The organism is Streptomyces sp. NPDC054866 (assembly GCF_053610745.1).
The window spans coordinates 24,475-39,789 of record NZ_JBSGZA010000003.1; the positions used below are offsets into that span (position 1 = coordinate 24,475).

Consider the following 15,315-nt stretch of genomic DNA (forward strand, 5'->3'; position numbering starts at 1 on the left):
ATGGCGTGTGTAGACCGCACTTACGTGCCTAGGGTGCGAATCGAGCCATCCGACCGTGCCGAAGGAGCCGTCGCCGTGACCGTCACCGAGCCCGCCCCCGCCGTCGCACCCACCCCGCCGCTCGCCTCGCGTGCCGCCTCGGTTGGGGGCTCTCCGGTACGGGACATCCTGGCCGTGACCGCTAGGCCCGAGGTCATCAACTTCGCGGGCGGGCTTCCCGCCCCCGGTCTCTTCGACAAGGACGGCATCGCCGCGGCCTTCCACGCCGTGCTCACCGAGCAGCCCGAGCGCGCGCTCCAGTACTCCACGACCGAGGGCGAACCCGCCCTGCGCGCCGCCATCGCCGAGCGGTTCTCCGTGCGCGGGCTCGCGACCGGAGTCGACGACCTCCTCGTCACCACCGGATCGCAGCAGGCGCTATCCCTGCTGGCCACCGCCCTCATAGAGCCCGGCGAGGTCATCCTCGTCGAAAGCCCCTGCTATCTGGCCGCACTTCAGGCGTTCGGCTTCGCGGGCGCCCATGTCGTGCCCGTGCCCTGCGACGAGGCCGGGATCGACCCCGACGCCCTCGACGAACTCGTCGCCCTGCACCGGCCCAAGCTGCTCTACACCGTCCCCACCTTCCAGAACCCCACCGGCCGCACCATGCCCGCCGGGCGCCGCGCCGCGATCGCGGACGTCGCCGCGCGGCGCGGTCTGTGGATCGTCGAGGATGACCCGTACGGGGAGCTGCGTTTCGAGGGTGAGCGCGTGCCGTGGATCGCCTCGTACCCCGGGGCCGAGGACCGCACCGTACTGCTCGGCAGCTTCTCCAAGGTCATGGCGCCGGGCATGCGGCTCGGCTGGCTGCGGGGGCCCGCCGCGCTGCTGCGGGCCTGCGCCATCGCCAAGCAGGCCGCGGATCTGCACACGCCCACAGTCAACCAGCTTGCCGCGGCGCGGTACTTGGCGGACAGCGACCTGGACGCGCATGTCGCGCACGTCGCGGGGGAGTACCGCGTGCACCGTGACGCGATGCTCGCGGGGATCGGGGACGCGTTGCCCGAGGGGTCCAGCTGGCTCCGGCCGGAGGGCGGCATGTTCGTCTGGGCGAAGCTGCCCGATGGGTACGACACCGCCGCGCTGCTCCCCGAGGTCGTCAAGCATGACGTGGCGTACGTGCCGGGGGCGCCGTTCTTCGCCGGGGAGCCGGACCCGGCGACGCTGCGGATGTGCTTCGTGACGCAGTCCCCCGACGAGATCGCCGAGGGACTGCGCAGGCTCGGGGACGCGCTTCGCGGTTAGAGGCGCTCAGGCGTCCTGATGCCGAGGAGCGCCATGCCCTGGTGCAGCGTGCGGGCGGTGACGTCGCAGAGGAACAGGCGGTTCTCCGCGATGTCCTGCGGCGGCTTCGGCTTGATGACCGGGCACTTGTCGTAGAACGTCGTGAACAGCGACGCCAGTTGGTACAGGTACGCGGCCAGCTTGTGCGGCGCGTACTCCTGCGCGACCTCCGCGATCGTCTCCGCGAACTGGTCGAGGTGGAGGCCCAACGCCCGCTCGGCGTCCGCCAGTTCGAGCTCCGGGTGCGCCTTGGGCGAGACGTCGTCGGCCTTGCGCAGGATCGACTGGATACGGGCGTACGCGTACTGGAGGTAGACGCTCGTGTCGCCGTTCAGGGACACCATCTGGTCCAGGTCGAACTTGTAGTCGCGCACCGCCGACGTCGACAGGTCCGCGTACTTCACCGCGCCGATGCCCACCTGGGCGCCGCGCTCGGCGATCTCCTCCTCGGTGAGGTCCTTGGCCTTCTCGCGGACGATGGCCGACGCCCGGTCGATCGCCTCGTCGAGGAGGTCGATGAGGCGTACGGTCTCGCCCTCACGCGTCTTGAACGGCTTGCCGTCCTTGCCGAGGACCGTGCCGAAGCCGAGCTGCACCGCTTGGACGTCCTCGGTCAGCCAGCCCGCCCTGCGGGCCGTCTCGAAGACCATCTTGAAGTGCAGGGACTGCCGCGCGTCCACCACGTACAGGAGCGTGTCGGCCTTGAGGTTGAAGACGCGGTCGCGGATCGCGGAGAGGTCCGTGGCCGCATACCCGAAGCCGCCGTCGGACTTCTGGACGATCAGCGGGGACGGGTTGCCGTCCGGGCCCTTCACGTCGTCGAAGAAGACGCACAGCGCGCCGTTCGACCGGACCGCGACGCCGGACTCCTCCAGCATGCGGCAGGTCTCCGCCAGCATGTCGTTGTAGCCGGACTCGCCGACGATGTCCTCGTCGGCGATCTCCACGTCCAGCTTGTTGAAGACCGAGTAGAAGTAGACCTTCGACTCGTCCACGAACCGCTGCCAGATCGCGAGGGTCTCCGGGTCGCCCGCCTGGAGGTCGACCACCCGGCGCCGGGCCCGCGTCTTGAACTCCTCGTCGGAGTCGAAGAGCACCTTCGACGCCTTGTAGACGCGGTTGAGGCCGGACATCGCCTCCTCGCCCGCCTGCTCGGTTCCGTCGGCGGCCTGGTGGCCCAGCGCGTCCGGGTGCTCCAGCAAGTACTGCACGAGCATGCCGAACTGAGTGCCCCAGTCGCCGATGTGGTGGCGGCTGACCACCTTCTCGCCGGTGAACTCGAGGATCTTGACGACCGAATTGCCGATCACCGAGTTGCGGAGGTGGCCGACGTGCATCTCCTTGGCCACGTTCGGCTGGGCCCAGTCGACCACCGTCGTGCCGGGCTTCTCGGCGTACGGCACGCCGAGGCGGTCGCCGTCGGCGGCGCGCGCGGCGAGGTTCTCGGTGATCGCCTTGTCGGTGACCGTGACGTTCAGGAAGCCGGGGCCCGAGACCTCGACGTCCTTCAGCAGGTCAGGGGCGTCGATCGCGTCCACGACCTTCGTCGCGAGCTCGCGCGGGTTCGCCTTCGCCTTCTTGGCGAGGGCCAGGATCCCGTTGGCCTGGTAGTCGGCCCGGTCGCTTCGTCGCAGCAGCGGGTCGGCGGAGCCGGCCTCCGGCAGGGCAGCCGAGAGGGCGTCCGCGAGGCGCTGGTGGACGGAGGCGGTGAGGGACGTGACCGAGGCCATGAATGGGTGCCGTTCTGCTCGGGTGCCTGGTTGCTGGGGGTCTAGAAATTCGAGTATCCCACGGGGTGAAAAGCGGTTTTCGCGGTTGCGGGGCGACCTGGGAGAATGACTCCGACAAGCGGTACTCACGTAGAAGCAGAGCAGAAGAAGAAAGGCGTGCCGATCGTGGCTCAGAGCACTGATACCACCGACTGGGTCTCCCGCTACGCGGACGAGGTCATCGCCGAGTCGGAGCGTCGTGCCCCGGGCAAACCGGTCGTCGTCGCCTCCGGGCTCTCCCCCTCGGGCCCGATCCACCTGGGCAACCTCCGCGAGGTCATGACCCCGCACCTGGTCGCGGACGAGATCCGGCGGCGCGGGCACGAGGTCAGGCACCTGATCTCCTGGGACGACTACGACCGGTACCGCAAGGTCCCGGCCGGCGTCCCCGGCATCGACGAGTCCTGGGCCCAGCACATCGGCAAGCCCCTCACCTCCGTGCCCGCCCCGGCCGGTTCCGCGTACGCGAACTGGGCCGAGCACTTCAAGGCGGCCATGACCGAGGCGCTCGACGAGCTGGGCGTGGAGTACGACGGGATCAGCCAGACCGAGCAGTACACCTCGGGCGTCTACCGCGAGCAGATCCTGCACGCGATGAAGCACCGCGGTGACATCGACGCGATCCTCGACCAGTACCGCACCAAGAAGGCCCCCGGGAAGGGCGGCCAGAAGCAGTCGCAGAAGCCGGTCGACGAGGCCGAGCTGGAGGCCGCCGAGGGGTCCGGCGCCGCGAGCGAGGACGACGGCAGCGGCGGCGGCAGCGGGTACTTCCCGTACAAGCCGTACTGCGGCGCGTGCGAGAAGGACCTGACCACGGTCACGTCGTACGACGACGAGAGCACCGAGCTTTCGTACGTGTGCGCGGACTGCGGGCACACCGAGACGGTCCTGCTGAGCGAGTTCAACCGCGGCAAGCTGGTCTGGAAGGTCGACTGGCCCATGCGCTGGGCGTACGAGGGCGTCATCTTCGAGCCGAGCGGCGTGGACCACTCGTCTCCCGGTTCGTCGTTCGTGGTCGGCGGGCAGATCGTGCGCGAGATCTTCGACGGCGTGCAGCCGATCGGTCCCATGTACGCGTTCGTCGGCATCTCCGGGATGGCGAAGATGTCGTCGTCGAAGGGCGGCGTGCCGACTCCGGCCGACGCGCTGAAGATCATGGAGGCGCCGCTGCTCCGGTGGCTGTACGCGCGCCGCAAGCCGAACCAGTCCTTCAAGATCGCCTTCGACCAGGAGATCCAGCGGCTCTACGACGAGTGGGACAAGCTGGACGCGAAGGTCGCGGACGGGACCGTGCTGCCCGCTGATGCCGCCGCGCACTCGCGTGCGGTGCGGACTGCCGCGGGCGAGCTTCCTCGGACTCCGCGTCCGCTGCCGTACCGGACGCTCGCGTCCGTCGCGGACGTCACGGCGGGCGCCGAGGACCAGACGCTGCGGATTCTGCGGGACCTGGACCCGACGGACCCGATCTCGTCCCTGGACGAGGCGCGGCCCCGCCTGGACCGCGCCGAGAACTGGATCACCACCCAGGTCCCGGCCGAAGCGCGCACGATCGTCCGCGCGGAGCCGGACACGGAGCTGCTCTCGTCCCTGGACGACGAGGGCCGCGAGTCGCTGCGGCTGCTCCTGGACGGCCTTGACTCGCACTGGTCCCTCGACGGGCTCACGCACCTGGTGTACGGCGTGCCGAAGGTGCGGGCAGGGTTCTCGGCGGACGCGACGGCGAAGGAACTCCCCCCGGAGATCAAGGTCGCGCAGCGGTCCTTCTTCGCCCTGCTGTACCGCCTCCTGGTAACCCGGGAGACGGGCCCGCGCCTGCCCACGCTGTTGCTCGCCGTGGGCGCGGAGAGGGTGCGAAAGCTGCTGGGCGCGTAACGCTAACCGCTTTGGCGGTACGGGGTAGGGGGCGCCGTCCAGTGACCTGGGCGGCGCCCCCTTCGCGTGCCGTGGGGGGAGGCCTGGGGCTTGGGGCTGCCTCGCTTCGCGTGCCGTGAGCCAGGCTTCGGGTCTGGCGGCGTTGGTCGGGCGTTGCCCGCCTTTGCGTGCCGTGGACTGGACCGCCGCTTCGCGGCGGAGTTCTCCCACCCACCCACCCGTTACCCCGCGGGGCAATCGGGTGGGTGGGCGGGAAGGCCTGTTCGGGAACGGGTGGCCGTGGGGTGATCGGGCGGGTGGGTGGGAGAGGCCTGTTCGTGCAGGGGCGCTGCGGGGTGATCGGGTGGGTGGGCGGGAAAGCTTGTTCGGGGCAGGTGAGGCTGCGGGGCAATCGGGTGGGTGGGTGGGGGACATCCGCCGCGAAGCGGCGGGCTTGGGAGGGGGCGCGGTGGCGTTCTCGCCGTCCAGCGGCGGGCTTGGCAGGGGCGCGGCGTGGGGACGCGGTGGAGTTCGGGGCGCGCGGCCGTGGGGGAGGGAGCTGCATCCTTTGGTGTACGTGGAGATCGATCCCGGGCAGGACGCGCAAGGCCCCGGGGCCCGTGATCGTGGACGTATGAAGGAAATCATCGCCATCGTCGGATGGGTCGTCGGTATCCAGGGAGCCCTCGGCGCCGCCGGCCGCATCTTCGGGGACGAGTCGTGGGGCCTCATCCACAAGTGGTGGGACGTACCCACCCCCGGATACATCGCCCTCTTCGCCGTCGGCGCCGCCCTCGCCATCTGGGGCGAGACCTCCAAGAACCGCGCCCGCAGCAGGACCTGAACCCCGCTAAGCGCTGTACTGCGAGTCCAGCTCCTCCTGGTAGCGGCCCCGGAAGTCACGCAGGTACGGGCGCAGCGTGCTCTCCGCCGGAGGGCCGCCCGCCTGGCCCGTGACGCCGTACAGGTCCATCAAGTACAGGCCGAACTGCCGGGCGTTGGGGTAGTCCCCGAGCTCGCTCACGTACTTGCGGAACGCCGCGAAGTACGCGTCGTCACGCGAGACGTCCTCCGGGAGGCCGGACGCGTCGGGCAGCTCATCCAACTCGGCCTCCACGGCCCCCGGCACGGCCTCCACCGCTTCCGCGGACTCCTCCCGCGGCCCCGGAATCAGATGCTGACCCCCCAGCGGGCGCGTGCGGCCCGGCCCCGCGGGGACCGGGAACGCGGGCTCGGGAGCAGTCGCCGCCCCGCCCTGCTCGTCGAAGTACGCCTGCTGCTGCTCCAGGTACTCCTGCTGCTCGACGTAGGCCTGCTGTTCCGCATAGGCCTGCTGGTCCGCGTACCACTGGTCGTGCGGCTCTTCAGGAACGTACGAAGGCTGCTGAGCCGCGAACCACGGGCTCACGTGCGCCCCCGGGGCCTCCGGCTGCTGCTCCTGCGGCTCTGGCTCGGGCTCCGGCTGGGCCTCGGCCTCCAGCCGCGGCGCGGGCGCCGACGGCGTGGTCAGCTCCGGGCGCTGCTGCACCTCCGGCGCCGGCGGCAGCAGGGCGGGCTCGATGCCCGCGGCCGCGAGCCCCGCGGGAGCCGTCTCCGCGAGCGGTACGCCGAAGCGGGCCAGGCGCAGTGGCATCAGGGATTCGACGGGGGCTTTGCGGCGCCAGGAGCGGCCGAAGCGGGCCTGGAGGCGGGCCTGGTAGATGAGGCGGTCCTGTTCCAGCTGGATGACCTGCTCGTAGGAGCGGATCTCCCAGAGCTTCATCCGGCGCCACAGCTTGAACGTGGGTACGGGCGACAGGAGCCAGCGGGTGAGGCGTACGCCTTCCATGTGCTTGTCGGCGGTGATGTCCGCGATCCGGCCCACCGCGTGCCGCGCCGCCTCGACGGCGACCACGAACAGGATCGGGATGACGGCGTGCATGCCCACGCCCAGCGGGTCGGGCCAGGCGGCCGCGCCGTTGAAGGCGATCGTCGCCGCCGTCAGGAGCCACGCCGTCTGGCGCAGCAGCGGGAAGGGAATGCGGATCCAGGTCAACAGGAGGTCGAGCGCCAGCAGGACGCAGATGCCCGCGTCGATGCCGATGGGGAAGACCACCGAGAAGCTGCCGAAGCCCTTCTGCTCGGCGAGCTCGCGCACGGCCGCGTACGACCCCGCGAAACCGATGCCGGCGATGACGACCGCACCGGCGACGACCACGCCGATGAGTATTCGGTGCGTGCGTGTCAGCTGCATCGCGGCCACCCGCGAACCCCTCCCTGTTCGGTTTGTTGCGAGCGACAGCCTGGCACACGCATGCGGAAGCCGGTGTGCCGGTACGGCAGGAGCCCGGCCACCAGGGGGCCGGGCTCCACAACTTCCGTGCAATCGCCGCGAGTTGCGTGCGAGTCACGCGCGAATTACGCGCGAGACGCGCACGCGGGCGCTACGCGCCCGGCGTCAGCTCTTGGGCTTGGAGCTGGACTTGGACTTGGAGCCCGAGTCCTTGGAGCCCTCGGAGGCCTTCGGGTCCTCGGAGCCCTTCGGGTCCTCGGAGCCCTTCGGGTCCTCGGAGCCCTTCGGGTCCTTGGAGCCGCTGCCCGAGCCCTCGCTCGTGCCGCCCGCCTTGTTCGCGGAGACGACCGCCTCGGCGGCCTCCTTCGCGGCCTTCTCGGCGTCCTTGGACAGGTCCTTCGAGCTCGGAGCCTTGTCGCCCGCCAGGCCCGCGCCGTTGTAGTCGATCGTGACGACGGCGTTCTCCACGCGCGTCACGACCGTCTGCTGCTTGAAGTTTTCCTTGTCCTTCTTCAGGTCGTAGTGCACGACCGTCGTCTGGTCGCCAAGACCAGGCACCGGCTCCGTCTTGACGCTCTTCGCGCCCTCCGTCGCCTGAGCGTCCGCGACCTGCTTCGCGAAGTTGCTCTGCGCGCGCTTGGCGCCGCTGCCGAGCGACGCGTCCGAGTCGAAGCGCATCAGCGAGACGCGCAGCCAGCGGAACTGCGAGCCGTCGACGCCGTTGTTCTCCAGGCTGTCCCAGGAGCAGGTGCCGCGCGCCGACGTGTCATCGGACGTGCCCGCCTTGCCCGACTTGTCCTTCGCCTCCGGGACGAGGTCGCCGAGCGTCTTCTTCGACAGGACGTCGCAGGGCTCGGGCAGCTTGCCGAACGCCGCCTTCTCCACGGTCGCGGCCTTGTCCTTGCCCGGGGCGGAGGCGGAAGCCTTTGAACCCGAGTCCTTCTTGGCCCCGTCCGAGCCCGAGCCGGAGTCGGAGGAGCAGCCGGAGGCAATGAGGATCACCGGTACGGCGGCTGCGCAGGTGAGTATGCGGGTGAGTCGCTGTGCTGGTCGGTGCATGGTTCCTTCACTCAAGTCACTCAAGACGGCTGTCGTCGGTTCGATGGGCCACGGTACGCCGTGCCCGACGCGGACGACTCCGCTTCGGGACAGCCGACGGCCCGTCCGAACCATCCCTAATCGGAGAACCTGTCGGCCAGGCTTCCGGCCAGTTCCTGCGCCTTGTCCTGCATTTCCTTGCTGTCGGGCAGCTCGGTGCGACGCCCCGGCTGCTCGTCGTACTCGACGGTCACGATGACGTTCGACGTGCGGAACACCACAGTCACCGTGCGGTGCCGGGTCGCCGAAGCGGACGTCGTGAGCGCGTCGTCGACGAAGGCTTCGTCGCCCAGGTCGTCGAGGGTGCGGGGCAGGAGGGCGGGAGGGGTGACGGCGTCTTCCGACGAGTTGCTGGAGTCGCTGGAGTCACCGGAGGCGCTGTCACCCGCGTCACCCTTGTCCTGACCATCACCCTTGCCGGACTCGTCCGCATCTGAGGTGGCGCCGTCGGACGGCTTGGGGCCCGACCCCTCCTCGTCATCGGCGGACGGGGCGTCGGACGAGGTGCCGGACGAGGCGTCGGACGGGGTGTCGGAGGGCTCGGGCAGATCCGCCTTCTGCACCTTCGACGCGTAGACCTCCGTCGCACGGGTGTCATCGCTCACGGCGTTGTCGTACGAGACGACGCGCTCGAAGTCGACGAGCAGATGGTGGGTGGCGTCCGAGGACTCCACCTTCCAGCGGCAGCCCACACGCCGGTCGGTGTCGTACGTGACGGTGGGCGCACCCTCGTACGCCTTCTCCTGCTGCTCCTCGTCCGGCATCTCCTCGATGCCGGGCAGCATCGAGTCGAGCGTGCCGCGGTCGACCTGGCCGCAGGGCTCGGGGAGCGTGCGGTACTTGCCGGGCTCGGCGGCCGCGGTCGTCCCGCCGGTGTCGCCGGGCTTCGAGTCGTCCGGCTCCCCGCCGAGCGCGCCTCCGCCCGTACAGCCGGCGAGCAGCGCCGCGATGAGAGCCGCGACGCCTGGTACGTAGGCCTTCCGCTGCACCGTATGGGCTCCTTCTCGCCGGGGATATTGGGTTGCCGCTGGTGGGCGACCGGTGGACACAATGTGTATCGCACGCAATGCCGTGGACGCCGGTCCGTGATCCCTTTCGTTGACCTTGGCGCCGGTATTTGCGCTTCAAGACTTTCGATACTTTGATGCAACTACGGGGGAATGAGGACGTTATGTCGTACGTGGAGGTTCCAGGGGCAAAGGTACCGATCCGGATGTGGACGGACCCGGCCTCGGTGGAGGACGTCGCACTCCAGCAGCTCCAGAACGTGGCGACCCTGCCCTGGATCAAGGGCCTGGCCGTCATGCCGGACGTCCACTACGGCAAGGGTGCGACGGTGGGCTCGGTGATCGCCATGCAGGGGGCGGTGTGCCCTGCGGCGGTGGGTGTGGATATCGGCTGCGGGATGTCCGCCGTCAAGACCTCTCTGACGGCGAACGACCTGCCGGGGGATCTGTCGCGGCTTCGGTCGAAGATCGAGCAGGCGATTCCGGTGGGGCGGGGGATGCATGACGATGCCGTGGATCCGGGGCGGCTGCATGGGTTCGGGACGTCCGCGTGGGACGACTTCTGGTCGCGCTTCGACGGGATCGCCGATGCGGTCAAATTCCGTCAGGAGCGGGCGACGAAGCAGATGGGAACGCTCGGATCCGGAAACCACTTCATCGAATTCTGTCTCGACGAGTCGGGATCGGTCTGGCTGATGCTGCACTCGGGCTCCCGGAACATCGGCAAGGAACTGGCCGACCACCACATAGGGGTGGCTCAGAAGCTGTCGCACAACCAGGGACTCGTCGACCGCGACCTGGCGGTCTTCATCGCCGACACCCCGCAGATGGCGGCCTACCGGAACGACCTCTTCTGGGCGCAGGAGTACGCGAAGTACAACCGCTCGATCATGATGGGGCTCTTCCAGGACGTGGTCCGCAAGGAGTTCAAGAAGGCGAAGGTGACCTTCGAGCCGGTGATCTCCTGCCACCACAACTACGTCAGCGAAGAGCGGTACGACGGGATGGACCTGCTGGTCACGCGGAAGGGCGCGATCCGCGCCGGTAGCGGAGACTTCGGGATCATCCCCGGTTCGATGGGCACCGGTTCGTACATCGTGCGGGGCCTCGGAAACGCGGCGTCCTTCAACTCGGCCTCGCACGGCGCCGGTCGGCGGATGAGCCGGAACGCGGCGAAGAAGCGTTTCTCGGTACGGGACCTGGAAGAGCAGACGCTGGGCGTCGAGTGCCGTAAGGACTCGGGCGTCGTGGACGAGATCCCGGGTGCGTACAAGCCGATCGAGAAGGTCATGGATCAGCAGAGCGACCTGGTCCAGGTCGTCGCCAAGCTCAAGCAGGTCATCTGCGTGAAGGGCTGAACAGCAGGCTGGGCCGCCCTACAGCTCCCGGTGGATCTTCGTGTTGGAGGCCTGGGCGCGGGGGCGGACCACCAGGAGGTCGATGTTTACGTGGGGCGGGCGGGTTACCGCCCAGGTGATCGTGTCCGCCACGTCCTCCGCCGTGAGGGGGGCCGATACTCCTGCGTAGACCTTCGCGGCCTTCTCCTCGTCGCCGCCGAAGCGGGTCGTCGCGAACTCCTCCGTCTTGACCATGCCGGGGGCCACCTCGATGACGCGCACCGGAGTGCCGACGATCTCCAGGCGGAGGGTCTCGGCGAGGACGTGCTCGGCGTGCTTCGCGGCCACGTAGCCACCGCCGCCCTCGTACGTGCCGTGGCCGGCCGTGGAGGAGAGGACCACGACCGTGCCGTCGCCGCTCGCGGTGAGTGCGGGGAGCAGGGCCTGGGTGATGTTCAGGGTGCCGATGACGTTCGTCTCGTACATCTGGCGCCAGTCGGCGGGGTCGCCGGTGGCGATGGTGTCGGCGCCGAGCGCGCCGCCCGCGTTGTTGACGAGGACCGCGACCTTGCGGAAGGCGGTGGCGAACTCGTCCACGGCGGCGCGGTCGGTGATGTCGAGCGCGTACGCCATCGCGTCGTGCCCCGCGGCCGTGATCTCGGCGGCGAGGGCCTCGATGCGGTCCTTGCGGCGGGCGGTGAGGACGACGCGGTAGCCGGCGGCCGCGAGTCCGCGCGCGGTGGCGGCGCCGATGCCGCTGCTCGCGCCGGTGACGATCGCGATGCGGGTGGCGGCGGGCGCGGCGTTCGCGGCGGCGGTCATGGCTGCTCCTATGGCGTACGTACGTTCTGTCCTGATCCTCGGCCAAGGATAGGCGGGCCGCCCGTGGTCCTCAGCGGCCTCGCGGCGCGTACATGATGACCGCCATGCCCGCGAGGCAGATCAGCGCCCCGGTCACGTCCCAGCGGTCGGGACGGTAGCCGTCGGCGACCATGCCCCAGGCGATGGATCCCGCGACGAAGACGCCTCCGTACGCGGCGAGGATGCGGCCGAACTCGGCGTCGGGCTGGAGCGTGGCCACGAAGCCGTACACGCCGAGTGCGATGACGCCCGCGCCGATCCACGCCCACCCTTTGTGTTCGCGCACTCCTTGCCAGACGAGCCAGGCGCCGCCGATCTCGAAGAGTGCGGCGAGGGCGAAGAGGGCGGCGGAGCGGGCGATGAGCATGGGGGAATCGTGGCACGGGGCGGAGTCCGTCAGGGGGTGTCGGCGCTGCTCAGGTCGACGCTCCAGTCGTTGCAGCGCATCCAGTGGCCCTTGGGGTACTCGAAGTCGCACGTGCCCTGGAGCGTGAAACCGGCTTTCCTGCATACGCCGTTGGAGGCGGTGTGGTCCTGGGACGGGAACGCATGGAGATGGCGGCGGGGGTCGGCGGAGCGGGCCTCGGCGATGACGAGGCGTGCGGCTGCCGCCGCGATGCCGCGGCCCTGGAACTCGGGCAGTACGCCCCAGCCCGTCTCCCACGCGGGCTCGCCCTGCCAGGTGGTCTCCCAGTAGCCGATGGAGCCGACGGCGTCCGTGCCGAGGGCTATGCGGAACATCTGGCCGCGGCCGTTCATCGTGAGGTACCTGCGGTGCCGGGCCAGCAGCTTTTCTTCCGTCTCCGGCCCGCCCAAGTGGGCGGTCATCTCGGCCGAGTTGTTCGCGACCAGCAGGGGGAGGTCGTCCTCCGACCAGGGTTCGAGGTGTACGGGTGCGGGGGCTCGCGGCGGCGGGTTCTCCATGCCTTGACGCTAGACGGTGCCTCTGACAATCGCCCCGTGGCGGGTTCTCTCCCCCCGGCCACGCCCGCCCCAGCTCTCAGCCAGCCTGTGCGTACGCCGTCGGCGGTACGCCCACCGTTGTTGTGAAGTCCCTGATCAGGTGGGCCTGGTCGGCGTAGCCCAGCTTTGCCGCCAGTTCCGCCCAGTCCACCTCCGCGTCCGTTTCCGCGCGTTCCAGCGCCTCGTGGATCCGGTGGCGCAGGATCAGCCACTTCGGGCCGACTCCCACGTACGCCGAGAAGAGCCGCTGCAGGGCCCGGACCGACAGGCCCTCCGCCCGTGCGAACGTACCGACCCGGCGGATCCCGCGGTCCGTGCGGATGCGTTCCGCCAGGGCCATGGCGAGGTCGGCCTGGGGGTCGGGCGTGGGCCCGAGGCTCAGCAGGAAGGCGTCGAGTGCCGCCACGCGCGCGTGCTCCTCGGCGGGGGAGAGCACCGCGTCCAGCGCGCCCTCGGGGACCCCCCCGAACACCTCCTCCAGGGGCAGCAGCCGTCGCCCCGTCCACGTGGACACCGGCGCCGAAGGGGCGAACGGCCGGAAGCCGCCGGGACGGAACTTCACCCCGCACACCCGGCCCCGCCCTTCCAGCTTCTGTGTGAAGAGGCCGAGCCCGATCCCCGCCACCTCGGCGAACGGCTCCTGCCCGGGGAGCCGCTGGAAGACGACGTTCACGGACGGGTGCGGCACGATGTGTGAGGCGTACGGCTCGGTCAGGTCCCAGTCGATCAGCCAGTACTGCTCCACGTAGGAGCGCAGTACGTCCGCGCCCGGAGCGATGCGGCGGAAACGCACGCGGGCGAAGAGCCCGGCGGCGTCGACGATGCCGCGGGTGTCGGTCCGCGGCCCCGGCCCGGGAGCCGACCCCGAGGCGGAAGCGGAAGCGTCGGCCATGGCTGGATCGTATGCCGGGGCCTCTCGCCCGTGTCGTGTTTCTTCAAGCCACGGGAGCGGCCGCCGCCCTACCGTCACGCCATGAGTGAGAACAGCTTGGCCGACCTCCTGAAGGCGGCCACCACGCACGCCGTCCCCGTGGTCCGCGCCATCCCCGAAGAGCGCCTCGACGCCCCCACCCCTTGCGCCGAGTACGACGTAAAGGCCCTGGTCAACCACCTTCTCCAGGTGATCGTCCAGTTCCAGGCGCTGGCCGCGAAGCAGGACTCCGACTTCAGCGGATCCCCCGACTACGTGGCCGAGGGCCCCGACTGGCGCGACCGTTTCGCCGACGAGGCGGGGAAGCTGGTCGCCGCCTGGGCCGCGCCGGGAGCCGATGAGGGCACCACGGGCGCGATGTCCATGCCCGCGAAGACAGTCGGCTGCATGGCGCTGCTCGACCTGACGGTGCACGCCTGGGACCTGGCCCGCGCCACGGGGCAGGAGTACGAGCCCGCCCCGGAGAGCATCGGCGTCGTCGCCGTGCTGCGGGAAACGGTCGCGGGGCTGGGTCCGACCGCCCGGAAGATGGGCGTCCTCGGGGAGCCGGTCGCCGCACCCGAAGAGGCCTCCGAGCTGGAGCGGCTCCTGGCGGAGACGGGCCGGGACCCCCACTGGACCCCGCAGGCCCCCACCGCGACCTAGGCCTAGTCCTTGCCCGGCCGCCCCCGCCCCAGCCCCGTCTCCTCGCGAGCGCGCAGCTCTCCGTGGAGACGGGCGAACACCGCGCACACCAGCGGCATGACCAACGGCGGCAGCAGGAGCAGGCCCACGGCCGTGGGCACGATCATCACCAGCACGCCGGTGATCCATACGTTGTCGTCGCTGAGCCACAGCATGCCGAGCCCGGCGAAGTGGGCGAGAGGGGCGGCCGCGTACCCGGCCAGGAGGACGACGAGTGCCGCGCCCGCGGTGAGCAGCGTGCCGAGGCCGAGGGTGCGCGTCCGCGCGCGGCGGGTCAGTACCCACGAGCGGTACAGCGCCACGAACGGGGAGCGGCGCTCAAGGACCGTCTCGGCGGTGGCCAGCGACAGGCGGAAGTACAACAGCGGGCCCAGGTACATGACGGCGATCGGCAGCACCCACCCCACCAGCGTGTAGAGCGGGGTGGCGGTTTCGCCGATGGGCGTGGGCTCGACTCCGGGCACCTCGCCAAGTTCGACGGTCATCCACAGGACGTAGCCCGCCAACGCCATGGCGCCCACGGCCAGACCGCTCAGAGCGTTGACCGCGAGGGCGGCGGGAAGGCGCCGCCGGGTACGCCGCCACAGCTCGCGGACGGTCAGTGGCCCGCCGTCGCGCGCGTCGGCGTGGGAGTCGTGGGAGTCGTGCGAGGCGGCGACCGCGTAGGCGGTGTGCAGGACGGAGACGACGAGGAGGGCCAGGACGAGCAGCAGCAGCGACACCACGAGACCGACCCTCACCAAGGGGAACCAGCCGCCGTCGGCGTAGGCCACGTAGGAGTCCTCGTTGGCGATGTTGCGGTCCGCGTAGTCCCGGACGCCCTCGAAGGTGTCCCATGTCGCCGTGAATCCGCCGGCCACGATCGCGCAGCCGAGCACGGCTGTCAGGGCGGACACGCGGAGGGTGAAGCCGTACGGTGCGCCGCGGTGGTGTCCGGTGATGCCGAGTGCCCCGGCGATGCCGCCGCGCGGCTGGTTTCCTTCGTGTGCCATGAGCCGGCCTTGCCTCCGTACCTCCGTGCGGCTGTGTGGTGACTGCACGCAAGACGCTGTGCGGGGCGGGTGGGGTTCCCGGGGCGGACGAGTCCTGGGCGGTGTCCTGGCCGCTGTCCCGGGCCGGAGCGTGGCCCGGGAATACCCCCTGGCCCTCCACCGTTCCGTAGGTATAGTTGAAGTGTCAACAACCTGCGGAGAGTGAGTCAGCCATGCAGTCCGGATCC

General features: G+C 70.2%; 14 protein-coding genes. 5 read left to right on the plus strand and 9 right to left on the minus strand.

Annotated elements, in window-relative coordinates; all coding sequences use genetic code 11:
* The first annotated feature begins 75 nt into the window (after window positions 1-75).
* On the plus strand, window positions 76-1,284 hold the full coding sequence (locus tag ACWGI2_RS15455; protein ID WP_453695796.1) for an aminotransferase-like domain-containing protein: 1,209 nt from the start codon (window positions 76-78) through the stop codon (window positions 1,282-1,284).
* On the opposite strand, the gene argS is transcribed toward ACWGI2_RS15455, so the two are convergent.
* A complete protein-coding gene (argS, locus tag ACWGI2_RS15460; protein WP_453695797.1) occupies window positions 1,281-3,053 on the minus strand; it encodes an arginine--tRNA ligase in 1,773 nt (590 codons plus the stop codon). The two genes, ACWGI2_RS15455 and argS, sit on opposite strands and share 4 nt — an antisense overlap.
* Before the next feature lie 156 nt (window positions 3,054-3,209).
* Between argS and lysS the strand changes: the two genes are divergently transcribed.
* Together lysS and ACWGI2_RS15470 are read left to right on the plus strand one after the other, a co-directional pair.
* Window positions 3,210-4,964 carry a lysine--tRNA ligase gene (lysS, locus tag ACWGI2_RS15465; RefSeq protein WP_453397617.1) on the plus strand — a complete coding sequence of 585 codons (1,755 nt, stop codon included), beginning with the start codon at window positions 3,210-3,212 and terminating at the stop codon, window positions 4,962-4,964.
* 613 nt (window positions 4,965-5,577) lie between these two features.
* Window positions 5,578-5,787, plus strand: coding sequence for a hypothetical protein (locus ACWGI2_RS15470; RefSeq protein ID WP_453695798.1), 210 nt, complete (start codon window positions 5,578-5,580; stop codon window positions 5,785-5,787).
* Window positions 5,788-5,793: 6 nt separating this feature from the next.
* On the opposite strand, the gene ACWGI2_RS15475 is transcribed toward ACWGI2_RS15470, so the two are convergent.
* From ACWGI2_RS15475 to ACWGI2_RS15485, 3 genes are all read right to left on the minus strand, one after another.
* On the minus strand, window positions 5,794-7,185 hold the full coding sequence (locus tag ACWGI2_RS15475; protein WP_453695800.1) for a DUF2637 domain-containing protein: 1,392 nt from the start codon (window positions 7,183-7,185) through the stop codon (window positions 5,794-5,796).
* A gap of 195 nt (window positions 7,186-7,380) precedes the next feature.
* The gene (locus ACWGI2_RS15480) at window positions 7,381-8,274 is read right to left on the minus strand and encodes a DUF3558 domain-containing protein (protein WP_453695801.1); all 894 of its coding nucleotides are present in this window, start codon (window positions 8,272-8,274) and stop codon (window positions 7,381-7,383) included.
* A 116-nt stretch (window positions 8,275-8,390) separates the two neighbouring features.
* Window positions 8,391-9,302 (minus strand): DUF3558 domain-containing protein, encoded by a 912-nt coding sequence (locus ACWGI2_RS15485; RefSeq protein WP_453695802.1) that lies wholly within the window; start codon window positions 9,300-9,302, stop codon window positions 8,391-8,393.
* Between the two features lie 182 nt (window positions 9,303-9,484).
* Between ACWGI2_RS15485 and ACWGI2_RS15490 the strand changes: the two genes are divergently transcribed.
* Entirely contained in the window at window positions 9,485-10,678 is a 1,194-nt protein-coding gene (locus tag ACWGI2_RS15490) for an RtcB family protein (RefSeq protein WP_453695804.1), read from the plus strand.
* 18 nt (window positions 10,679-10,696) lie between these two features.
* Here ACWGI2_RS15490 and ACWGI2_RS15495 read toward each other — a convergent pair whose 3' ends face one another.
* The 4 genes from ACWGI2_RS15495 to ACWGI2_RS15510 form a co-directional block, all read right to left on the minus strand.
* Complete coding sequence (locus ACWGI2_RS15495) at window positions 10,697-11,479, minus strand: SDR family NAD(P)-dependent oxidoreductase (protein WP_453397611.1); 783 nt, start codon at window positions 11,477-11,479, stop codon at window positions 10,697-10,699.
* 70 nt (window positions 11,480-11,549) lie between these two features.
* Complete coding sequence (locus ACWGI2_RS15500) at window positions 11,550-11,885, minus strand: YnfA family protein (RefSeq protein ID WP_160506481.1); 336 nt, start codon at window positions 11,883-11,885, stop codon at window positions 11,550-11,552.
* 29 nt (window positions 11,886-11,914) lie between these two features.
* Window positions 11,915-12,442: a GNAT family N-acetyltransferase gene (locus tag ACWGI2_RS15505; protein ID WP_453695805.1), complete on the minus strand. Its 528-nt coding sequence runs from the start codon at window positions 12,440-12,442 to the stop codon at window positions 11,915-11,917.
* A gap of 76 nt (window positions 12,443-12,518) precedes the next feature.
* Complete coding sequence (locus ACWGI2_RS15510) at window positions 12,519-13,373, minus strand: AraC family transcriptional regulator (protein WP_453695807.1); 855 nt, start codon at window positions 13,371-13,373, stop codon at window positions 12,519-12,521.
* An 81-nt stretch (window positions 13,374-13,454) separates the two neighbouring features.
* Between ACWGI2_RS15510 and ACWGI2_RS15515 the strand changes: the two genes are divergently transcribed.
* Window positions 13,455-14,057, plus strand: a complete 603-nt coding sequence (locus ACWGI2_RS15515; protein ID WP_453695808.1) for a TIGR03086 family metal-binding protein — start codon at window positions 13,455-13,457, stop codon at window positions 14,055-14,057.
* A gap of 2 nt (window positions 14,058-14,059) precedes the next feature.
* On the opposite strand, the gene ACWGI2_RS15520 is transcribed toward ACWGI2_RS15515, so the two are convergent.
* Window positions 14,060-15,088 carry a hypothetical protein gene (locus ACWGI2_RS15520; RefSeq protein ID WP_453695810.1) on the minus strand — a complete coding sequence of 343 codons (1,029 nt, stop codon included), beginning with the start codon at window positions 15,086-15,088 and terminating at the stop codon, window positions 14,060-14,062.
* Window positions 15,089-15,315: the final 227 nt, after the last annotated feature.